19 protein-coding genes and 2 pseudogenes are annotated in these 21,077 nt (G+C 46.4%); 7 read left to right on the top strand and 14 right to left on the bottom strand.

The features are described from left to right. The first annotated feature begins 107 nt into the window (after nt 1-107). Together ABVN44_RS14895 and ABVN44_RS14890 are read left to right on the top strand one after the other, a co-directional pair. Nucleotides 108-1,874: a terminase ATPase subunit family protein gene (locus ABVN44_RS14895; RefSeq protein ID WP_001098431.1), complete on the top strand. Its 1,767-nt coding sequence runs from the start codon at nt 108-110 to the stop codon at nt 1,872-1,874. Beyond that, nucleotides 1,874-2,914: a phage portal protein gene (locus tag ABVN44_RS14890; protein ID WP_000658059.1), complete on the top strand. Its 1,041-nt coding sequence runs from the start codon at nt 1,874-1,876 to the stop codon at nt 2,912-2,914. Before ABVN44_RS14895 ends, ABVN44_RS14890 begins: the two co-directional genes overlap by 1 nt. A 383-nt stretch (nt 2,915-3,297) precedes the next feature. Here ABVN44_RS14890 and ABVN44_RS14885 read toward each other — a convergent pair whose 3' ends face one another. The 12 genes and pseudogenes from ABVN44_RS14885 to ABVN44_RS14830 form a co-directional block, all read right to left on the bottom strand. Beyond that, on the bottom strand, nt 3,298-3,531 hold the full coding sequence (locus ABVN44_RS14885; RefSeq protein ID WP_001555842.1) for a DinI-like family protein: 234 nt from the start codon (nt 3,529-3,531) through the stop codon (nt 3,298-3,300). 10 nt (nt 3,532-3,541) lie between these two features. After that, nucleotides 3,542-3,730: a hypothetical protein gene (locus tag ABVN44_RS14880; protein WP_001154431.1), complete on the bottom strand. Its 189-nt coding sequence runs from the start codon at nt 3,728-3,730 to the stop codon at nt 3,542-3,544. Between the two features lie 152 nt (nt 3,731-3,882). Next, nucleotides 3,883-6,297: a replication endonuclease gene (locus tag ABVN44_RS14875; RefSeq protein ID WP_024139945.1), complete on the bottom strand. Its 2,415-nt coding sequence runs from the start codon at nt 6,295-6,297 to the stop codon at nt 3,883-3,885. Then, nucleotides 6,294-7,151, bottom strand: coding sequence for a DNA adenine methylase (locus ABVN44_RS14870; protein WP_000104157.1), 858 nt, complete (start codon nt 7,149-7,151; stop codon nt 6,294-6,296). The genes ABVN44_RS14875 and ABVN44_RS14870 overlap by 4 nt, the downstream gene beginning before the upstream one ends. Then, nucleotides 7,148-7,450, bottom strand: a complete 303-nt coding sequence (locus tag ABVN44_RS14865) for a DUF3850 domain-containing protein (RefSeq protein WP_000196280.1) — start codon at nt 7,448-7,450, stop codon at nt 7,148-7,150. Before ABVN44_RS14865 ends, ABVN44_RS14870 begins: the two co-directional genes overlap by 4 nt. Further along, nucleotides 7,447-7,674, bottom strand: coding sequence for a TraR/DksA family transcriptional regulator (locus tag ABVN44_RS14860; RefSeq protein WP_006799362.1), 228 nt, complete (start codon nt 7,672-7,674; stop codon nt 7,447-7,449). The genes ABVN44_RS14865 and ABVN44_RS14860 overlap by 4 nt, the downstream gene beginning before the upstream one ends. Beyond that, on the bottom strand, nt 7,674-7,907 hold the full coding sequence (locus tag ABVN44_RS14855; RefSeq protein ID WP_001244214.1) for a DUF2732 family protein: 234 nt from the start codon (nt 7,905-7,907) through the stop codon (nt 7,674-7,676). The genes ABVN44_RS14860 and ABVN44_RS14855 overlap by 1 nt, the downstream gene beginning before the upstream one ends. 67 nt (nt 7,908-7,974) lie before the next feature. Next, the gene (locus ABVN44_RS14850; protein WP_006799360.1) at nt 7,975-8,316 is read right to left on the bottom strand and encodes a DUF5347 family protein; all 342 of its coding nucleotides are present in this window, start codon (nt 8,314-8,316) and stop codon (nt 7,975-7,977) included. A gap of 22 nt (nt 8,317-8,338) precedes the next feature. Continuing rightward, entirely contained in the window at nt 8,339-8,563 is a 225-nt protein-coding gene (locus ABVN44_RS14845; RefSeq protein ID WP_021576389.1) for a hypothetical protein, read from the bottom strand. 11 nt (nt 8,564-8,574) lie between these two features. Then, a pseudogene (locus tag ABVN44_RS14840) lies at nt 8,575-8,730 on the bottom strand (phage filamentation protein Fil family protein); the annotation flags it as partial. A 7-nt stretch (nt 8,731-8,737) separates the two neighbouring features. Beyond that, nucleotides 8,738-9,247 carry a phage regulatory CII family protein gene (locus ABVN44_RS14835; protein WP_006799357.1) on the bottom strand — a complete coding sequence of 170 codons (510 nt, stop codon included), beginning with the start codon at nt 9,245-9,247 and terminating at the stop codon, nt 8,738-8,740. Nucleotides 9,248-9,279: 32 nt separating this feature from the next. Next, entirely contained in the window at nt 9,280-9,528 is a 249-nt protein-coding gene (locus tag ABVN44_RS14830) for a hypothetical protein (protein WP_001547639.1), read from the bottom strand. A 119-nt stretch (nt 9,529-9,647) separates the two neighbouring features. Between ABVN44_RS14830 and ABVN44_RS14825 the strand changes: the two genes are divergently transcribed. The 4 genes from ABVN44_RS14825 to ABVN44_RS14810 all read left to right on the top strand — a co-directional run bounded on the left by ABVN44_RS14825 (nt 9,648) and on the right by ABVN44_RS14810 (nt 14,563). Further along, nucleotides 9,648-10,280: a phage repressor protein CI gene (locus ABVN44_RS14825; protein ID WP_016242322.1), complete on the top strand. Its 633-nt coding sequence runs from the start codon at nt 9,648-9,650 to the stop codon at nt 10,278-10,280. A 1-nt stretch (nt 10,281) separates the two neighbouring features. Further along, a complete protein-coding gene (locus tag ABVN44_RS14820; RefSeq protein ID WP_001547641.1) occupies nt 10,282-11,307 on the top strand; it encodes a site-specific integrase in 1,026 nt (341 codons plus the stop codon). Between the two features lie 357 nt (nt 11,308-11,664). Beyond that, nucleotides 11,665-12,861, top strand: a complete 1,197-nt coding sequence (locus ABVN44_RS14815; protein WP_023231826.1) for an integrase domain-containing protein — start codon at nt 11,665-11,667, stop codon at nt 12,859-12,861. A gap of 292 nt (nt 12,862-13,153) precedes the next feature. Continuing rightward, nucleotides 13,154-14,563: an AIPR family protein gene (locus tag ABVN44_RS14810; protein WP_023231824.1), complete on the top strand. Its 1,410-nt coding sequence runs from the start codon at nt 13,154-13,156 to the stop codon at nt 14,561-14,563. Between the two features lie 114 nt (nt 14,564-14,677). Here ABVN44_RS14810 and ABVN44_RS14805 read toward each other — a convergent pair. Continuing rightward, nucleotides 14,678-14,940 (bottom strand): annotated as a pseudogene (locus tag ABVN44_RS14805) (phage polarity suppression protein); the annotation flags it as partial. Between the two features lie 216 nt (nt 14,941-15,156). Next, entirely contained in the window at nt 15,157-18,933 is a 3,777-nt protein-coding gene (locus ABVN44_RS14800; protein ID WP_023231823.1) for a hypothetical protein, read from the bottom strand. A 954-nt stretch (nt 18,934-19,887) separates the two neighbouring features. Between ABVN44_RS14800 and iroB the strand changes: the two genes are divergently transcribed. Continuing rightward, entirely contained in the window at nt 19,888-21,003 is a 1,116-nt protein-coding gene (gene iroB / locus ABVN44_RS14795; RefSeq protein ID WP_023231822.1) for a salmochelin biosynthesis C-glycosyltransferase IroB, read from the top strand. Nucleotides 21,004-21,077 lie beyond the last annotated feature (74 nt).

Genomic DNA, 21,077 nt, shown 5'->3' with positions numbered 1-21,077 from the left:
TTATGGTTGCGGTGATGGGGGCAGTGAAACAATGCGCGGTATTTGTACCGACAACCACACAAACCGCAGGCGGGGAAAGCCTTCATTCAAGGCTGTAGGTTTGTGCCATGAACACCACACTGACACCCGCAGATCTCGATCCCCGTCGGCAGGCCATGCTGCTGTACTTTCAGGGATACCGCGTAGCCCGCATTGCTGAAATGCTGGGCGAGAAAGTTGCAACCGTTCACAGCTGGAAAAAACGCGACAAGTGGGGTGACTATGGGCCGCTGGATCAGATGCAGCTCACCACCGCCGCACGCTACTGCCAGCTCATCATGAAGGAGCACAAAGAAGGGAAAGATTTCAAAGAGATTGACCTGCTGGCGCGCCAGTCTGAGCGCCACGCGCGGATCGGCAAGTTTAACAATGGCGGCAACGAAGCCGACTTAAACCCTAACGTCGCCAACCGCAACAAAGGCCCGCGCCGTCAGCCGGAAAAGAATGTCTTCACCGATGAACAGATTGAGAAGCTGGAAGAAATCTTCCATTCCTCCATGTTCAACTACCAGCGCCACTGGTGGGAAGCCGGAAAAACCAATCGCATCCGTAACCTGCTGAAGTCACGCCAGATCGGCGCGACCTTTTACTTTGCCCGTGAAGCCCTGATTGACGCCCTGCTTACCGGACGTAACCAGATTTTCCTTTCCGCCAGTAAAGCACAGGCCCACGTCTTTAAGCAGTACATCATCGACTTCGCCAAAGAAGTGGAGGTGGAGCTGAAAGGCGATCCGATGGTGCTTCCCAACGGGGCCACACTGTATTTCCTCGGCACCAATGCCCGCACGGCCCAGAGTTACCACGGCAACCTGTATCTGGATGAATATTTCTGGATACCGAAATTCCAGGAGCTGCGCAAAGTGGCTTCCGGTATGGCTATTCACAAGAAATGGCGACAGACCTATTTTTCCACGCCATCCAGCCTGACACACAGTGCTTATCCGTTCTGGTCCGGTGCGCTGTTCAACCGTGGGCGCAACAAAGCCGATAAGGTGGACATCGACCTGTCCCACAGCAATCTGGCCCCCGGCCTGCTGTGCGCAGACGGGCAATACCGCCAGATAGTCACCGTGGAAGATGCGGTACGCGGCGGCTGTAACCTGTTCGACCTCGACCAGTTGCGCATGGAGTACAGCCCGGACGAATACCAGAACCTGCTGATGTGCGAGTTCGTTGACGATCTCGCATCTGTGTTCCCGCTCAGCGAATTGCAGGCGTGCATGGTGGACAGCTGGGAAGTCTGGACCGACTTTCATGCACTGGCCCTGCGCCCGTTTGGCTGGCGCGAAGTGTGGATCGGTTATGACCCGGCAAAAGGTACGCAGAACGGCGACAGCGCCGGATGCGTGGTGGTGGCACCGCCAGCCGTGCCAGGCGGTAAGTTTCGCATTCTTGAGCGTCACCAGTGGCGCGGGATGGACTTCCGCGCCCAGGCTGACGCCATCAAAAAACTGACCGAACAGTACAACGTGACCTATATCGGTATCGACTCAACCGGCGTCGGTCACGGGGTTTACGAGAACGTGAAAGCGTTCTTTCCTGCCGTCCGGGAGTTTGTCTACAACCCCAACGTTAAAAACGCCCTGGTACTCAAGGCCTACGACATTATCAGCCACCGCCGTCTGGAGTTTGACGCCGGACATACCGACATTGCGCAGTCATTCATGGCAATCCGTCGCGCCACCACCGCCAGTGGCAACCGCCCGACCTACGAAGCCAGCCGCAGCGAAGAAGCCAGCCATGCCGATCTGGCATGGGCAACCATGCACGCACTGTTTAACGAACCGCTGCAGGGCGAGTCCGCCAATACCAGCAATATTGTGGAGATTTTTTGATGAAAGAACATATCGCGCCAGGCGAAACCGTAACTGCAGAAGAAACTAAAAAACCCGTTGCGGAGGCTTTCAGCTTTGGTGATCCCATTCCTGTACTGGACCGCCGCGAACTGCTGGACTATGTGGAATGCGTACAGATGGATCGCTGGTATGAGCCGCCCGTCAGCTTTGACGGACTGGCGCGCACCTTCCGCGCCGCCGTGCACCACAGCTCCCCGATCAGTGTTAAGCGTGACATTATCAGCAGTACCTATATTCCACATCGCCTTCTCAGCCAGCAGGCATTTACCCGTTTTGTGCAGGACTATCTGGTTTTTGGTAACGCCTACCTGGAGAAACGCACGAACCGCTTTGGTGAAGTTATTTCGCTGGAGCCTGCACTGGCAAAATACACCCGACGCGGGCTTGACCTTGAAACATACTGGTTTGTGCAATACAGCCTGACGACACAGCCGTATCAGTTCACAAAAGGTAACGTCTTCCACCTGATGGAGCCGGATATCAACCAGGAGATTTATGGTCTGCCGGGTTATCTTTCTGCCATTCCGTCAGCTCTGCTCAACGAATCCGCCACGCTGTTCCGCCGCAAGTATTACATTAACGGCAGCCACGCAGGCTTCATCATGTACATGACCGACGCCGCACAGAACCAGGAGGATGTGAACAACATCCGCAAGGCAATGAAAAGTGCTAAAGGACCGGGCAACTTCCGCAACCTGTTTATGTACTCGCCTAACGGCAAAAAAGATGGCATTCAGATTATCCCGTTGTCGGAAGTCGCGGCGAAGGATGAATTTCTGAACATCAAGAACGTCAGCCGCGATGACATGATGGCGGCTCACCGCGTACCGCCGCAAATGATGGGCATCATTCCCAACAACACTGGCGGCTTTGGGGATGTGGAAAAAGCGAGCCGTGTCTTCGTCCGCAATGAACTGATGCCCCTGCAAAAGCGACTGCAGGAGCTGAATGACTGGCTGGATGAAGAGGTTATCCGTTTTGAAGCCTATGACTTAGGACTTAAGGGCAAACGAAGCTGACATACTCATAACATCAATAACCGACCAACTCTCACAACGCCTCAGCAGCATTCTGCGGGGCGTTTCTTTTTGCCCTGACATCTCCCCCCCTCCACTAAATGAGGCCGCCAGCGGGCCAGAGGCTGTGCCGGATTTTGGCCATTTTACCCCGTTGCGCGCGCTCGTATCCCCGCCACGCCTGCCCGCTTTATGTAGTGGTTTTCATGCACCTGCATGATCTACGCAAAAGCCCGCCAGTTCTGGCGGGCCTTAGCAAAAACGATCCTCAAACGATCATGCGATCTCATGCGGCATAGACATGCACTACAGAGCTAACGCCTCGCAAGGGCTCGTTGTTCAACCTTGCTGACGCCAGAAGCAAGTTCAGACGCCAGCAACGTTTCTTAATGCAGCCAGCTGTCGTCTTCCCACACCTTCTGCATAATTTTCATCACTTGTTTTCTTTCTTCGTCCTGTTGCAGCCCAGTCAGTTCCACACCGTTAGAGCTACCTTTGCGGATACGAATTACCGTTTTTGGATACAGGGGGCGCAGATTGCGGTAAAGCTCGGATTCAAGGGCGTCCAGGGTAGACTGGCTAATCTTCTGCTCTTTATCGATCATTATTTCAATGCGCATAAAAGTCACCTCAGCTGATGACATCCATTGAGCGGTTGTATTCGTGGCTTCTGATTTTTGCCATGAGTTCATCAGTCAATTCAGAAACCCACTGCAGAGCCAGCCCCTTCTCTTCATCACTACACTCACTAGCCGCTACAAGCTTAAGAAAAAAATCAATGCGCTGGAGCTTCAAAGACTCCAAAAAATAGTCCTGCATCTTTCCTCCTATGACACCACAAGCAACACTGTATACATAACCACTGTTTATATTTACAGTATATAATAATCTTACTGATGTAAAACGTTTTTTACGTTCATCAGCCTGATATGCCTGGTATTATTAAGAGCACGAATTGTTAACCCGCGTAATTAATACAGGTTTCGCCACTTATCATCTTCCTGCAAACGCTGGTTCCGATAGAAGATACGCAGGCCTGCTCCTGACGGAATACTGCCGCCGCGAAGGAGTAAATCGACCTCTTTCTCGCTGCCATCAAATCCTCTGGACTTCAGTTCGTAGACGAGCTGCTGTCGCTGATGGTCTGTAATTCGCTGTTTGTAGTCTTTACGCCGTTTCGGTTTCACCAGGCGTAACCTTGCAGCCAGTTCCCGGCGCTCTTTTTTGCTCATACTGTGCAGGTAATCGTGCAACTCCTTGTCATCCATGCGGGTAATGTCCGTCCTGGTATCCCCATCAGCTGATTTGTCTTTCCCTTGTTGGTTCAAATTTTCAGCAAGGGGACAGTTATTGCCACGAGTCCAAGGGGCGCAAGCGCCCTGGTCGGCTGCCGCCTCCTGAACGTCAACGGCCTTACGAACCATTTTCCACTTCACGGCATGAGTGCAGATCTTGCCCTCTGCAATAGGTGACCAGATGCCATAAATACGAATGCCGTGATCGCCATAGGCGGTCGGCTCTTCGTTGATTTCATAAGCAGTTCTGATGAGGTGATATTTACGGGGAACCAGTACGCCGCCCTGCTTCATGATGTAGGTGGCAAAACAACCAGCATCAGCAGCAGCCAGGATTGCATCAAGGCGCGGGTTATCCAGTACCGGCGCACCTGCTTTTTTGTCACCCTGTTGCCTTGCCGCCTGACCAGCCAGCAATCGCAGTTCACGGTAAGCCTGACGCCCCGGAATACCAAAGAAGCGGAATTGCTGAACACGATGCAGAGACGCCCAGGCATTCACGTATTCAGCGTTATCACGCAGGGATTTACCCGTTTCCTTGCTGATCTCGCCAGCCAGACCACGCCCGTCAATGTTCTTACTGATATATTTCGCGATGTAGCTTGTCGGCGTTCCTTTGCGCGGGTTAATCAACTCAGACTTAAAGCGTGGCCCCGTGTTATTCCCCAGCTCCTCGCGGTCTTCACGAATGGCAAACTTACGCAACAAAGCAGTAATGGCGCGGCGATCTTTTTTGCGCATAAAACACAACAGGTGCCAGTGAACTGTACCGTCATGATGCGGCTCAGCCACCCGCACGCCATACCAGCGCAATCCGGCTTTGTGCATCGCCTTACGAAATGCAGCAAACATGCCAACCAGATAATCACTGCTTTGTCTTACCGTCGCATTTGTCCAGGTCGGGTTGGGCCTGCCGTTATTTAGCGTGGAATGGAAACGTGACGGACAGGTGATGGTGTAGAAAACGGCGCAGTCACCGCGCATTTCCGCGATAAGCTCCAGGCCTTTAACACAGGCCATCATCTCATTGCGGCGATGCGCAGGGTTGCTGCTGCTGGCGTTTACCACATCCTCCATGTCCAGCGTGTCGCCGTCTTCGTTCACCAGTTCATGAGAACGGAAAAACTCCAGCGACTTACGGCGCTGCTCACGTTTATGCATCACGGCTTCATAGCTGACATAGGGAGATGCTTTTTTGCTGACCAGACAGACAGCACGCAACTGCTCTTCCCGCCATTCGCAACGCATCTTCCATAATTTCCGATACCACCAGTCGGCGCACAGCATACGCGCCAGCGAACCCGGAATGAGTTCATAGGGCACAGGTTTGCGGCGGTTTCTTTTCCGGCGGAGTTGCTCAAACGCAGGCGGTATGACATCCAGTCGCAGGGTTTCTGCTGCCACCTTTTCCCATGTCTTGCGGATTTCTTCCGGCTTAACGTCATCGGTGGCATACAAATCGCCACAAGCGGCATCAAGGCACATACTCATATGCGCAGCTACCAGGGTGGACAGGCGTTTCACCTGATCCTGACTCATTTCAGGCAGGATCAGCAGGCCGTCCAGCCCTTCATGGCTTGCCATAAAGCGAAAAGATGCAGATAGCTGACTGTCGCGTACATGCTCCAGTCGTTCCAGACATGGCTTAATCGTCTCACGTAAATAGCGGGAATAAGCCTTTGGCCTGCCCAGGCTGCTGAAGTATTCAATACGTTGCATCAGCGGCTTGCTGATATGGGAAGGCTGGGCGTTGACGTCCGCCAGAATGACCATATCCGGATTAAAACGCTGCTGCTCATGCGCCAGCTTTGCCCGACTAATGAGCTTATCCTGTTCCATTTCGCGCTGGACAGGATCACGGGATTCATTAAAGAAATAACGCTCCCAGACCTGATCACTCAGCGCCTCACGGCGCAGCTGTTCCTGCTCGTTATCGGCAGCGTACAGAGTGATCAGGTTTGAAAGCGTAGAAACCGGCGCAACTTCCGCCGGGTCCAGATAAGGGTTAATGGCCTTTTTCGGGCTGTTCCATGAGAACGATGCGGCAGCTTCGTTAAAGCCGCAGCAGTTGTTCATATCGGCATGACTCATGCACGTACTCCGTACACGGCAGAACTATCCACGCCACGCGAATAATCAAATCCCACCCAGCAGCGCGGCCCGGAAACAGCAATGATTTCTGTTGCTGATTTACCCTCGCCAGCTGCCACACCGATGCTGCGTTTTGCCTTGATGTAGTGGTGAGTAAAATTGCGATACAGCGAACGGATCAGGGATGTGTCACTGTTAGAAACAATGACCGGATGTCCTTCTGATGACCGATGTTCAAGAACAGATGCCAGGTGATACTGGTCATCTTCAGTGAAGCCGTCAGTGTGATAGCCGGAAAACGTACCGTCATACGGCGGATCGCAATACACCACATCCCCCGCCTTCAACATCGCCAGCGTTTCATCAAAGCTGGCGCAGATAAACGTTGCCCGCTGGGCTTTTTCTGCAAATGCGCGAATTTCTTTTTCAGGGAAATACGGATTTTTATAATTACCGTAGGGAATGTTGAAATGCCCGCTCTTGTTATAGCGACATAAACCACGGTAACCGTGACGATTGAGATACAGGAAATATACCGCTTTCATGAAATCAGTAATTTCAGTTGAGTAATTAAACTCCTGCCTTATGTTGTAATAAGCCACCTCCCTGTTTGCGATCTCAAATAAAACTCTGGCGCGAGATATAAACGATTCACAATCAGCGGCAACCTTTTTATAGAGGTTGATTAAATCAGGATTAATATCCGCAACCAGATAGCTGGGATAATCCGTCTCCATCATCACAGCACAGGAACCCGCGAAAGGTTCAACCAGTCGCGGGCCAGCAGGAAGATGTTTTTTCAGTTCGGACATTATGGCAGTTTTATTTCCCGCCCATTTCAGGATGGTGCTCATACAGCACCTCCTGCAATAACATATCCTAAAGCTTCTAATGGGGTTAATGGGCGAATTGATAGCATCACCCATTGTTCTGAAACTGCCATGACGTCATTAACCGGAAGCACATGAGAGATAACAGCGGCCCATTCCCTACCCGTAAATACGCCATGCTTCCATTCGCAAAGAGAAAGAACATCACCAACTTTATAGCCACGATCGTCTTTACGAAGTTCAGCCGTCTTTTGACCTGCAACCACAGCGTTGAAATACTTAGGTGCAATTTTTAATTGATGGATACGCACTGCCCTTGTCATACAGCACCTCCGTTGTAGTGCTTGCCTTTAAGCTCTGCGATTTCCTGACAGGTAATGCAAAGCTGCACACCCGGAATGGCGCGGCGTCGTGCTGGCGGAATTGGCGCTTCACATTCAATGCAAAGTACGCGGGACACGCCCGGCGTTTTGGTACGGTCAGCACGGATATGGCGCTGGCGTTCTTCTTCTACGCGCTGCTGTACGAGATCCATTGCATCAGCCATTAGTGGACCTCCTGCGCTTCGTTCTGGATTGCTTCAGCGGTCACACGCAGCAGTTCTGCTGCTTCGACGTGGTTTAGCTGGCGGGATGTAATATGACACGCAAGGCTATCAAGGCGGGCAGCCATTGCCTCAGCCCTTGCCCGACGTTCTTCCAGACGAGCCTCTGTCAGTAAAATATTAAGTCCTGCGTCATCCGGTCCGGTTTTAGTCGAGAGGGTTTCAATATTACGCATAATCAATTCTCCTGAATTTAGATAAAGGAATGCCCGGCGGGTTTACGCCATGAATTTCATTAATTGGTTAATTCGGCATGGCTAGCCGTCTGGGAAATAAGCTCACCACTGCACGAAGATGATTCATTACTTTAATCAACTCCCGCTTTTCGTCAGTGGTCAGTTCATTAATGCTGATGCTATGACGTTCAGCTGGAATTTTTGCTATAAAGAATATAGCAGCCAGTGCCCGTTTATTTCGTTCATAATTAACATCCCGTGGATCACGTATATCTTTAATAAACCGCTCAAGCTCTGACTCAATATTCAGGCCAAATACTTTCGCCCTTAACTCCGCAATATAATTAAGTCCATTCAGGCGTTCACCTGGGCTTAATGGAACAGTCGCCGCAGCGCCATTAATTGCCATAATTCATATCCCCAAAACGCAACTATCGCTCTTTGTTCTTACGGTAACGCTCAAGAGGAGATATATTTTTTCGTATCATCTCTTTAACCTGCTCTCCCCGTAAAAACGTCCCATCCTTTAGCGTGAAAAAGTAACTGCCATCGCCCGACAACGACGGATAACAACAGAGCAAATCATCTTCAGGTACTGAATAACTCTCCCCTCTGTAACGAAACTGATAAACCACTTCACTTTCCGCTGCATACATTTTGACTTTCTCCGTTTCCCCGTGGTCAATTCAGACAGCAATTCATCTTGTGAACGGCACGGATGCCAGCGTTTACCATCCTCACCCATGATCCAGCCGTGACCGTAGTGCATTGCCGGGCTTTGTTTTACCAGCAGCGATGCAAATGATGGTTCTTTCGTCAGCATAAGCACCTCACAGCAAACCGAATGAAGCACCGAGGCCAGTCACGGTATCAACTGCACTCGCCATCGCAGGATTAGCCTGTAAACGGGCCTGCAATGAAACAGCCGCCAGCGCCATCAGTCGTGTTACAGAGTTAATGCTGCTGATAGCATCACGACGACCTGCACTGGTTTTTACATCGCCAGATACCGCACCTGCAGCAACACGCCCGATCTCTGCGGTTGCACTCATGACGTAATGTGGCAGTTTCTCTTTTGCCACCTCATTAATTGGTACGCATGGCAGGCAGTGAATCTGTGCCAGAAAGCCATCTACCAGCGTTGAATCTTCAGTCAGATCGGTGAGCAACCAGATTTCTGGCGCTGTGAGCTGATGCGGTTGATCTGGGTTGAGTTTGTTTCGCAGTGTCTGAACATTCATTCCTGCACGTTCTGCCAGCTTCGCCATATTGTGGCGTAGTGCAAAAGCTCTACAGGCTTCATCAAAATGCGGATGTTTGGAAATCTTGTAATCAAACATGCTGCCCCCTTAGAAAGTTCTCATAATTGAACTTAGCCACCAACGATGACATTAAAATTGAAATTGGATTGGCCCATGTTTTTCCTGACTTGTTCCTTTTTGTACTCAAGGTAACGTATACATACTCTGTCTTTCGGTTTTTCCTTTTTTTCCAAGAATTTAGCGAGCTTACCATTATGAATCATTTGATATACCGAACCGCGAGAGCGGCCTTCCCATTCCGCGAACTCTGCAGGTGTCGCCATCACTTTTGGTACACGAATTGAAATGTCGTTGCTCATAGTGCAGTATCTCTCGATTAAGGTTTGGTTTATGTCGTTTTATCTTGTTTTACTAGATTCAATATTTGATACATCGAGATACTACGATCCAATATTTGATACGTCAATAGGATTAAGAAATGATACAGGTAAAAGCTGGCGAGAATACAGGGGGAAGAGAGGCTATCCATAGACTAATGGCAGCCTATGATTTCAAGTCCAGACAGCAACTTTGCGATCACTTAGGCGCATCAAAAAGCACTATGGCAAACAGATACTTAAGAGATAGCTTTCCCGCAGAGTGGGTGATTCAGTGCGCCTTGGAAACAGGAGTTTCTTTACTGTGGCTAACCACCGGACAAGGCGAGCCAGGTTCAAACATTGACCCTAAAAAAAATATCAATTCTGTGAACTCCAGCAGGGTTAAACCTCTTTCTGAGCTTGTATCTCCTGAAATTGACAAGGCAACTCTCAACGGTGGTTTATTGGTCGATGCTGGAAAAGCAATCATTGATAGCAGCATACTCCCCTCAGACTCAAGCAACCTGCTGCTGGTGAGTACTTCTGGTGATTCTTATTTAATAGATCGCAACCAAACACCACCAGTAAATGGTACGTGGTTAGTGGACATCGACGGGATAAAAAGCATTGTAAAATTGACACGACTCCCGGGAAACAGATTAGTAGTGCATCAGGATGATTCATCGTTTGAGTGCGAACTGGATGACATTGAGGTAATAGGTCGCGCACTGAAAATTATTAAGAGCCTTTGATATGACCATCAGAAAACAGCCGAACGGAAAGTGGTTATGTGAATGCTACCCAAACGGAAGAGATGGCAAACGCGTACGCAAACAATTTGCGACGAAAGGCGAAGCCATTGCGTTTGAGAATTTCACCATGGATGAGGTAAACAAGAAACCTTGGCTGGGAGAAAAGGAAGATCGGCGACAACTGTCAGAAGTGATTGAGCAATGGTATTCCCTGTACGGTCAGACACTCGCTGACCCTAAGCGATTAATGGCTAAGTTAAAAATCATTTGTAATGGACTTGGCGATCCCATCGCTTCTGAATTGACAGCAGGTGATTTCACAAAGTACCGGGAAGCCAGATTAAAAGGTGAGGTCAAAAACGAAGATGGCGTGCTCATGTCACCGGTTAAGCCCAGAACGGTGAACCTTGAACAGCGTAACCTATCCTCAGTTTTTGGCACACTGAAAAAGCTGGGACATTGGTCTGCACCCAACCCCCTCGCCGGTCTGCCAACTTTCAAAATTGCAGAAGGTGAACTGGCGTTCCTTGCTGCTGATGAAATCAAACGCCTGCTTGACGCATGTGCTGAATCTCAAAGTCCCAGTCTGCTAATGATTGCCAAGATTTGCCTGGCTACCGGGGCAAGATGGAGCGAAGCCGAAAACCTGCAAGGTAACCAGATATCAAAGTATCGAATTACCTATACCAAAACAAAAGGAAAGAAAAACCGAACTGTTCCTATTTCTCAGGAACTGTATGAAGAATTACCCAAAAACAGAGGAAAGTTATTCACACCATGCCGAAAGGCTTTTGAGCGTGCGGTAAAACGAGCTGGAATTGAACTACCTGAAGGTCAATGTACCCACGTTCTGCGCCACACTTTCGCCAGCCACTTTATGATGAACGGCGGAAACATTTTGGTATTGAGGGATATTTTAGGACACGCTGATATTAAAATGACCATGATTTATGCCCATTTTGCACCGGATCATCTGGAAGATGCCGTTACCAAAAATCCACTTCATAACCTCAACTGGCATCGCTAATAAATGGCGGCACTTTGGCGGCAGAGCACTAAAAACAAGTAAAACAAGCAAACACAGATTAACATTAACATCATGATTTAAAATGAGAAAATATGATTTCGTTAGTATAAAAATGGTATGTAGGAATTTCGGACGCGGGTTCAACTCCCGCCAGCTCCACCAAAATTCTCCATCGGTGATTACCAGAGTCATCCGATGAAGTCCTGAAAGCCCGCATGGCACAAGCCCTGCGGGCTTTTTTGTGTCTGTCCTTGTCCGAGAACATCCGGCTAAATCCGGTGATTGTTGGTATACGTTTAGGTATACGGTAGGATGTATACCTAAAAGCGTATACCAATTCATGAAGGAGCGGCCACAGTGGCACGGACAACGCGCTCCCTGACCAACACCGAAGTTCTGCGCGCTAAAGCGTTAGAGAAGGATCTAACGCTGCATGATGGCGATGGCCTTTTCCTGATAGTGAAAACCAGCGGGAAAAAGCTCTGGCGCTTCCGTTATCAACGTCCGGCGACAAAACAGCGGACAATGATGGGGCTAGGTGCTTTCTCCGCCCTTTCGCTTGCTGATGCTCGCGGACTAAGAGCGGATTACCTTGCCTTATTAGCCAACGGAATCGACCCGCAAATTCAAGCTGAAGTTGCAGAGGAACAGCAGCAAATCGCTCTGGACAGTATTTTTTCGACGGTCGCTGCTAACTGGTTCAAGCTCAAAAGCAAAAGCGTCACCCCTGATTACGCAAAAGACATTTGGCGTTCACTGGAGAAAGGTGTATTCCCTGCCATCGGTGAGATCCCTGTTCAGCAAATCAAAGCCCGGAAACTGGTTGAAGCTCTTGAGCCAATCAAAGCTCGTGGGGCGCTTGAGACTGTACGTCGACTGGTGCAGCGCATTAACGAGATAATGATTTATGCTGTCAACACTGGTCTGATAGATGCGAATCCAGCATCAGGTGTTGGGATGGCCTTTGAGAGGCCCAAAAAACAAAACATGCCGACACTGCGTCCGGAAGAATTGCCGAAGCTGATGCGTTCTTTGGTGATGTCAAATCTCTCTGTTTCGACTCGCTGTTTAATTGAATGGCAACTCCTGACGCTTGTGCGCCCTTCTGAGGCCTCCGGTGCTCGTTGGGCAGAAATCGATCTCGATGCAAAGCTTTGGACTATTCCAGCCGAACGGATGAAGGCGAAGAGGGAGCACATTGTACCTCTATCTTCTCAGGCATTAGAGATTCTGGAAGTGATGAAGCCAATCAGTGCTCACCGTGAACATGTTTTTCCCAGCAGAAATGATCCAAAGCAGCCAATGAATAGTCAAACGGCTAATGCGGCTATAAAGCGCATCGGATATGGAGGTAAGCTAGTAGCGCATGGATTGCGTTCTATAGCCAGTACAGCTATGAATGAAGCAGGATTAAACCCTGATGTTATTGAATCTGCTTTAGCACATACAGATAGAAATGAAGTAAGAAAAGCTTATAATCGGTCAACATATATTACTCAACGTGTTGAAATAATGTCATGGTGGGGATGCTATGTTAATGGTTCAAACAAATAAGATAAGGGAGTCTAACATGTCAAAAAAGACAAATGACCAAATAATACTTGAACAAATTCTTAAAGATAAAAAGAATTAACTCGATGTCGATATTAAAGATTCTGAGTTCTTTGAAATATACTCAGCGTCAGAAATCCTCAAAGATTACGATGTTACCTATGATGACATTGAATATGGCATTGTTGGAAATGGTGGTGATGGCGGCATTGACTCTATATTTACTTTTATTAATGGTGAACTACAAAAAGAAGATACTCAACTTAATACTCAAGCAAGAAAAAACCAAATTGAATTGGTAGTAATTCAGTCTAAAACATCCTCAACATTTAAAGAGGATGCAATAATTAAATTCCGAGAAACCATTCAGGATTTATTTGACTTAGGTAACGATCTCGATAAATTTAAAAAACGATATAACTCATTATTACTCGAGAAAGTTAGCCTGTTCAGAAATGCTTATTCAAAACTTGCAAAAACATTCCCGACGATTTTAATAAAATTCTTTTATGCAACCCAGGGTGTTGAAAATGACATTCATCAAAATGTAATTGATAAAGCAAGTAAGTTACGTGACGATATACATGGATTATTTAGTGGTTCAGTCTGCGACTTCTCTTTCATCGGAGCTACCACTCTATTAGAAATGAGCAGAAACATACCAGCGAGTTCACGCATATTAGAGGTATCAGAACAGCCAATAAGCACATCTGCAGGTAGCTACATTTGCCTTGCTTCACTTACAAAATATTATGAATTCATCAGCGATAATGGCGCATTAGCTCGAAGTATTTTCGAATCAAACGTTCGAGACTACCAAGGAAGTGTAACTGTTAACACAGGAATTCGACTGACGCTTCAAAATATGAACTCTGATGACTTCTGGTATTTGAACAATGGCGTTACAATAATTACACCGAAAGCAGTCAGCGCAGGAAAACAATTAACCATAGAAGACCCACAAATTGTTAACGGGCTCCAAACCTCACATGAAATATACCGACACTTTTCCAATTCCGAGAATTCTCAAAATGATAAAAGGTCTATTCTCATTAGAATAATCTGTGAAGAAAATGAAGATGCACGTGACAGAATAATCCGTGCCACCAACAGCCAAACAGCTATTTTACCTGCATCCCTTCGCAGTTCTGATGAAATTCATAGAAACATTGAAGATTATTTGAAAGCCAATGATTTCTATTATGATAGAAAGAAAAATTTCTACAAAAACCTTGGAAAACCAGTATCAAAAATCATAAGCATCGCGTATCTTGCACAAGCAATGATGACAATATTATTGTTCAGACCTGATAGTGCAAGGGCACGTCCATCAACACTTATCAACTCTGATGCTGAATATAAAAAAATATTCAGTCTAGATATCACCATTGATACCTACTTAAAAGTAATACTAATTATAAAGGCTACTGAAGCTTTTTTGAAAGTAGAAACAGAAAAATACACCCCAGATCCAAAAACCACAACAAATATTAAATATTATGTTGCGATGGTTGCAGCCATAAAATACTTAGGAACCAAAGATAATATCTTACAGGAACTATCAACAATAAATCAAATAAACATCGACAATGCTATATTTAATGAAAGTCTTGATATTGTATTAGCTCATTACCATAAGCTAGGAGGGGATGATCAGGTTGCCAAAGGCGCTGCGTTGACCCCAGCGATTCTAGCTTCACTTTAAAATAATCACTATACATCTGGAGGGGAGTCCCCTCCATTTTTAAAATAATTAATAATATTTCCAGCGCGCAATGTTCTCCCCGCCACGCCAGCCCGCTAAAGAAGTCGTTTTTAATGCAGGTGCAGGTGCCAGCTCCGCGCCGTGCTGCTGCATAAAGTCATGGAGCCGGTTAAGGATGTTGATACGTTGCACCTCCTCATGCGAGAAGATGTAGCGACCGGCGGCCTGATTCACCTCCCATTTTTTTACGTCAATCAGGTCACGCAATGTCTGTAATCTGCGGGAACCTGATGCGTGTCATCCAGCAATAATTCCTGATATTCCTGCTCTGCGGCGGTCAGTTCAGCTTTACGATCCAGCCACGCCGTTTTGTTCATCTGACAGGCTTCAAACGCCTGCTCTAAGGTCAGGGAGGAGCTCACTTACACCTGCATGTGTTTACCAAAGGAGTACAGGTTACTAATGCCTCGTCCATTTTCTCTCAACCCTAAGAAGAATTAGCCCGTAAGGAATAAGGGTAATATCCATGCATATAAACCTGAAAATCCAAACTTCGTGGTAAGTCCAAGCCTTACCCCCACTGGTGCTAAATTTTATCTCATATTCAGAAGGAGATGATAGAAAACTATATCTTTCACACGGTATCGAACTTCCTTGCCAAGCCATAATTGGTCAGTTATCTCTACCGTTTCAACACGTTTCTTTTTATCAGTAAAACCAGCATAACTAATATCTGAAACATATTTTTTATAATCTTTTGTCAGTTGCGTAAAATCGTCGATATCACAGTAAACTATAATAAATACCGGACTTAGCCCCTCATTATCATAAGATGAAATCTTATCCAAATGCCCACTAATAGTCCTTTTTTCAAGTGAGAAAAGGCGAAAAGCCTCAAAAATAGCAATTCTAGTATTATCACTGTGCTTAATAACACCATCTATTTCTCCGATACTTTGACCCGATGCTGAGCGCCCCATCCTTTTCTGGTCACCAAAACCAATCCTGGCTTCAGACATACGCATATCAAACAACGACGTAAACCAATCATTAATCAGATCCTCATTAGTAATCTGGTTGGTTATTGTACCTTTTGCTCTCCCACTAGCTTGAAGCTGAAGATTTTTTTTGCGCATCAAAAGTTCACGACCAATGCTGATAACCACATCTTTCAAGAAAATCTCAGTGGTTTGACCATTCCCAATAATTTCGACATATTCGTTAAATTTACGGCTAACGATCAAACCGTATTGTTGGGCAAGTTGAAATGTACTATTCTTCTGTGACTCAACCATAGCCCTGAAAATACCAGTAACAACAGGTTCTTCAGGAAGAGACTTATTTAACTTCTCAAGAAGTGGCATTAGACTGGTATCGTCGCCGATTTCAGCATTTAATTTTCGATAATTATCAATGATCTGCTGCGCTGCCCAGACTTCGTTTCGTTCTAGAAGAGCCAGGCAATATGGCAGCATTATTTCTTTAGTGTTACGCTGCTCAGGTGTTAATTTTCGCCAGAAAATATCAGCCTGATGTTGAAATTTCAGTTTCCGCATAACATCCAGTATTTGGCTTGCCCACTGAGTTCCAATATCTTCTGGTTTCGTCTCTTTAATAGATATGAGAAATTTATCAAGAGCGAGAGATAGAATTGAAAGATCCCCCACTTTCTCGCCATATTCAACTCTTGCCACAAAAAGGGCAAAGGAATGGTGAAGACTCTTACTAGTCCTACAAAGGGACTCCATTATACTTACACTTTTCTCCGGATCGCTTTTATACAAGGCTATTGCACAAATGTAACGACTAAACTGGTCACATTCATAACACAAATTCTTAAAGTGGATGTTATTCTCAGATAAATCTATATTGGGTTTCTTGAAAGTTATTAACTTCGAGGCTCTAATATATTCATCAGGGTTATCTTTTAATTCCATAAACAATCTTAAATGTTCATACTTATAAGCATATCCTTCCCATCGACAAATACGCTCTAGCAAATCAAGATTTTTCATACCTTTCAGTCGACTAAGAATAGGCTTTGCTGCCTGCAAGACCCCCCAAGCTAATTTTAAATGATTATTGTCACATGCCGATATGAATGCTAATTCAAGATCATTGAGACCTAAATTTTCTTTATCCAGGTCTCGACGAGATAAAATAATATCTTGCAAAACCTGCTCTCTAGCCAAGATATGACAATGGTCAAGCATGATGTACAAAGAGCTAACTGGAATTCTCTCTTTACACTGTTCAATGAAATCAACATAGAGATCATCGGGGATACTATTCAAAAAAACACTAAAGGCTACCCATAAATCCCTAGCATTATCAGTAATATATCTATCAAATATATATACCCTACCTTCCTGTTTTCCAAACCCATACGAACACACTATTTCTGTTACTTTTCGCCAAACCCTTTTCTGCTCAATGACATCAATTTTGCACTTAACAACACACATCAAAGTCTGCATGTAATGTCTTATAGCAGAAGCAACTGCCGACCAGTTTTCATTTTTATATGTCAGTGAATCTCTCCAATCTAATATCCTCACTGACATAGAAAGCAAAGGACTAGCTCCTTTTACTGCAATCAGACTTGCCCATGGTAAGGAGGCAAAAAAAGCACCAGGTTCAAGATCTCGGCGCTTTCCACTAAAACATTCTTCAAAGGCTGTTTGATAGAAGGTATACAAACAGGTACACAATTCATGCTGAATCTGTTTGTTATGGTTTCCCTCCACTTTTTCAATACGCTCAGCGAGCCAAAACCCAATATAATAAATGCTTCTTTCTCTAAGCCTCAAAACTCGTCGAGGTAGTTGCTCTTCTAATTGCTTAATGAAAGAACTGACCAATTGCAGCACACTCGCATCGTCAAGACGTTGTAGTAGACAAGTTAACATTCTGTATTCTGGCGAATCAATATAATTATCATTATAGAAACTACATAAATCAGCGATATGATATGCAATCTTCAGTAAACGTTGTCCATTGGCATCACAACTCTCAATTGTTCGTAAATACTCTTTTAAAAGCGCTTCCCTGTAGGTTTTCTCAATACCCGCAGCCCCAGAATAACTGCTCAAGAGCGTATGAAGCGTTTCCCTACTGGTCAAATGAACTAAGGCTGTATCACAAGTATCGACGCGGGACAACAGAAATAGCATATACGTCCAGGTAAATCGTTGTGGTAGGATATTAAATAGGATGTGCCTTAAAACCGGATTGATTTTAGCCATTACAAGCAGATTTAATAAAAAAGACGAACCTCTGAGGCATTGTCTGTCAATGTAGATTGAATGAATCAAACACTCTTGGATCAACCATGTTAAGGGCATCGACAATCCAATTTCATACCCGCGTTGTTCCCATTTTTCAAAAGCCTCCATTTCATCGGGGTCATCTCCTGCAGGATACATATATAGCGCATCTAAATCCTGAGCCGTTATATTTCCAGTAGCTGATATTTCTGACTTCATTCCAATTTCAGGCATATCCTTATTAATGGATACATTAAATTGTATAGTTCGAGGCTCAACAAGTTGCCGGAAATATCGAGAATTTGTAACTTGTTTGAATATGGTTTTCAATGAATATGACGACGAGAGTTCTGATGATAAGAACCTTTCAATTTCTTCAAGAAAATTTTCCTCTTGCTTCTTTTCCAGAAGGCTAAATAGTACAGGAACAATGGCTCTTCCCTGTACTTGTATACAGAGCATCCAGCGTCTAAACGCCTCCTCCGCAGGATACTTCTCAAGTAGAGTTTGCCAGAGATATGTACTATGAAGAGGAGTAAATTTTGAGGTCTCAGGTGCAACACTGACAGCGTCGTTTATCCGCGTACATAGTGGTAATAATGTTTCCAGAGAAACGTTGCCAAATTCTTCACTTAATAGTGCTGTAAGTTCGTTAACATTTATGCAAAAGTGTGGTTCAATAAAATCATTCAAGCCAAGCCGTATCTGTTTAAGCTGTTCCGCTGTGTTCAAAATATCGATAATACTGTCATCGAGCACTTCTGTTTGCCAAGGATGTTGACAATGTACGCTACACCAGTCAGCGTAAAATGACAAAAATCCCGCATCCTCGAGGAAATCAAGCGAACAGTTAGTTTGTATAAAATGGTGCTTACCATCTTTACATGGCCAGCCTCTCGATCCAGATAATAGTTCAGCTATAGTTGTTTTGTTAAGTACAGGGGTTGCCAAAGTGGCGTGCGCAAGATAGATCGCGAGCGCTCTGGCATGCTGATGCTCTTTGTAAGTCCAGAGTCTATCCCGAGTGAACACAGGTGTTTCATCAACCAATAACTTATGCAAAAGATACCAATTTGGGGAGTAATTATTCATTTTGTTCATCATCTTAGCATTCTTGCCTTTTGCTGATTGTAACCTAACTTAAAATGAATACTTATTTTCTCACTTACTGTAGTCCCTCAAGGTGATTATGGTTGTGAGGTGCCCCTAGCTTATAGCCTGACAGCTCCTGAAATCCCCATCAGAATATTAAACGTCTACTCCAAGTAGATAGAGGTCTGAACGAAAGGCTATCAGATCAGCTAGAAGCAACAAACCTATGACGTCCACCCACAAGCCTCGACTAACACGCAAAATTCTTCCTACAACAATCAACTTAAGAATCAATAAGATCCCCCCCTTCCATATCAACACCATCGCCACTCTTTTGCGCCTTCGCGCAAAAATAAAAATCCCCAACAAACTCAACCACCTCCCCCACCAATTACAAGGACGCCAGCAAATAAAACAAGGGGCAACGTGAATACGTAGCCCCTTTTTGTTGTCTATGTCCACTTTACGTCCACCAAATTAAAGGATTTAACGCCAGGATTAATGCAGTCATTAAAAGTATGGCACTGACTACTTTAGGAAGAGGCGTACGTCACATCACTGCACGGAAAGTCCACACAGAACACGATCTGCCGCCGGACACCAGTAAATTGCCCCGCAACGCGTTATCAATACTACTACCTACGTTTCCCATTACCTTGCTGTCGGTACGTTTACCTCATTGTCTGAAAGGTTATTTACGAAGTTATCATTAATAATCCACGGGCGTCTGGTATGCGAATCCAGTTCCCCAATCCTGGCGCTTTGCCTTCGCGACCATACGCACGTAAATAAGTCTGAAACCAAACTTCACCGCTTAACGCTCTCCTCTTCCCCGATTTTTATGAAAAAAATCATCACATGATCAAGGGTCGTATTTGTTATTGCATTTTTCAAATGATATTGGTAATTATTATCATTCTCATTAACGACTTGTTCGATTTATGACGTGGAGAGAGAGGATTTCTCATGCGTATTCTGTTTGTCGGTCCACCACTGTATGGACTGCTATACCCTGTGCTGTCCCTGGCGCAAGCTTTTCGTGTTAATGGCCATGAAGTGCTGATTGCAAGCGGTGGACAATTTGCACAGAAAGCAGCCGAAGCTGGGTTGGTGGTATTTGACGCTGCGCCTGGTTTCGATTCGGAAGCGGGTTATCGCCGTCAGGAGGCATTACGAAAAGAAAATAACATTGGAACAAAAATGGGGAACTTCTCATTCTTCAGCGAAGAGATGACTGACCCGCTGGTCGCGTTCGCCGGGCAGTGGCGACCAGATCTCATCGTCTACCCTCCCCTTGGGGTCGTTGGACCACTGATTGCCGCTAAGTATGACATTCCGATAGTGATGCAAACCGTCGGCTTCGGTCATACGCCCTGGCACATCAAAGGCGTGACGAAATCACTTTCTAACGCCTACCGCCGCCATGGGGTCAGCGCGCCACCAAGAGATCTGGCGTGGATAGACGTCACACCGCCCAGCATGAGCATACTGCAAAATGACGGAGAGCCGGTTATCTCCATGCAATACGTCCCGTATAACGGCGGCGCCGTCTGGGAAGAATGGTGGGAACGTACACCTGATCGCAAGCGTCTTCTGGTCAGCCTCGGCACCGTCAAACCGATGGTGGATGGCCTGGATCTGATTTCCTGGGTAATGGATTCTGCCGGCGAAGTAGATGCCGAAATCATCCTGCATCTTCCGGCAAACGCCCGCTCGGATTTACGTTCACTGCCGCCGAATGTCCGTCTGGTCGACTGGCTTCCGATGGGCGTTTTCCTTAACGGCGCCGACGGTTTTATCCACCATGGCGGCGCAGGCAACACCCTGACGGCGCTGCATGCCGGCATTCCGCAGATAGTCTTTGGCCAGGGTGCCGACAGACCCGTCAATGCCCGCGCCGTGGTCGAGCGCGGATGCGGAATTATTCCCGGTAAAAGCGGACTTACGAGCAGCATGATCAATACCTTCCTCGATAATCACGCGCTTCGCGAGGCGTCGCAGGAGGTCGCGGCGGAAATGGCGGCCCAGCCTTGCCCGACCGAGGTGGCAAAAAAACTGATCGCCATGCTGCAACACGGCTAACCGCGGCAGCGCAATGACAATATGGCGGCTGAACCCAGCGTGTGTCGCCATATCTCATCTTTCACCGATAAGGA

It is taken from the genome of Salmonella sp. SJTUF15570 (genome assembly GCF_043357055.1).
Taxonomy (GTDB): domain Bacteria; phylum Pseudomonadota; class Gammaproteobacteria; order Enterobacterales; family Enterobacteriaceae; genus Salmonella; species Salmonella enterica.
Note: the sequence above shows the minus strand (reverse complement) of the source record. Positions and strands in the feature narration are given on the sequence as shown.

Bases quoted from the DNA above. Each gene is read 5' to 3' on its own strand.
- ABVN44_RS14870 (WP_000104157.1), bottom strand. From the start codon at position 7,151: ATGAGCACCATCCTGAAATGGGCGGGAAATAAAACTGCCATAATGTCC.
- ABVN44_RS14800 (WP_023231823.1), bottom strand. From the start codon at position 18,933: ATGATGAACAAAATGAATAATTACTCCCCAAATTGGTATCTTTTGCAT.
- ABVN44_RS14835 (WP_006799357.1), bottom strand. From the start codon at position 9,247: ATGTTTGATTACAAGATTTCCAAACATCCGCATTTTGATGAAGCCTGT.
- iroB (WP_023231822.1), top strand. From the start codon at position 19,888: ATGCGTATTCTGTTTGTCGGTCCACCACTGTATGGACTGCTATACCCT.
- ABVN44_RS14845 (WP_021576389.1), bottom strand. From the start codon at position 8,563: ATGTATGCAGCGGAAAGTGAAGTGGTTTATCAGTTTCGTTACAGAGGG.
- ABVN44_RS14875 (WP_024139945.1), bottom strand. From the start codon at position 6,297: ATGAGTCATGCCGATATGAACAACTGCTGCGGCTTTAACGAAGCTGCC.
- ABVN44_RS14855 (WP_001244214.1), bottom strand. From the start codon at position 7,907: ATGCGTAATATTGAAACCCTCTCGACTAAAACCGGACCGGATGACGCA.
- ABVN44_RS14830 (WP_001547639.1), bottom strand. From the start codon at position 9,528: ATGAGCAACGACATTTCAATTCGTGTACCAAAAGTGATGGCGACACCT.
- ABVN44_RS14820 (WP_001547641.1), top strand. From the start codon at position 10,282: ATGACCATCAGAAAACAGCCGAACGGAAAGTGGTTATGTGAATGCTAC.
- ABVN44_RS14880 (WP_001154431.1), bottom strand. From the start codon at position 3,730: ATGCAGGACTATTTTTTGGAGTCTTTGAAGCTCCAGCGCATTGATTTT.
- ABVN44_RS14895 (WP_001098431.1), top strand. From the start codon at position 108: ATGAACACCACACTGACACCCGCAGATCTCGATCCCCGTCGGCAGGCC.
- ABVN44_RS14865 (WP_000196280.1), bottom strand. From the start codon at position 7,450: ATGACAAGGGCAGTGCGTATCCATCAATTAAAAATTGCACCTAAGTAT.
- ABVN44_RS14825 (WP_016242322.1), top strand. From the start codon at position 9,648: ATGATACAGGTAAAAGCTGGCGAGAATACAGGGGGAAGAGAGGCTATC.
- ABVN44_RS14885 (WP_001555842.1), bottom strand. From the start codon at position 3,531: ATGCGCATTGAAATAATGATCGATAAAGAGCAGAAGATTAGCCAGTCT.
- ABVN44_RS14850 (WP_006799360.1), bottom strand. From the start codon at position 8,316: ATGGCAATTAATGGCGCTGCGGCGACTGTTCCATTAAGCCCAGGTGAA.
- ABVN44_RS14860 (WP_006799362.1), bottom strand. From the start codon at position 7,674: ATGGCTGATGCAATGGATCTCGTACAGCAGCGCGTAGAAGAAGAACGC.
- ABVN44_RS14890 (WP_000658059.1), top strand. From the start codon at position 1,874: ATGAAAGAACATATCGCGCCAGGCGAAACCGTAACTGCAGAAGAAACT.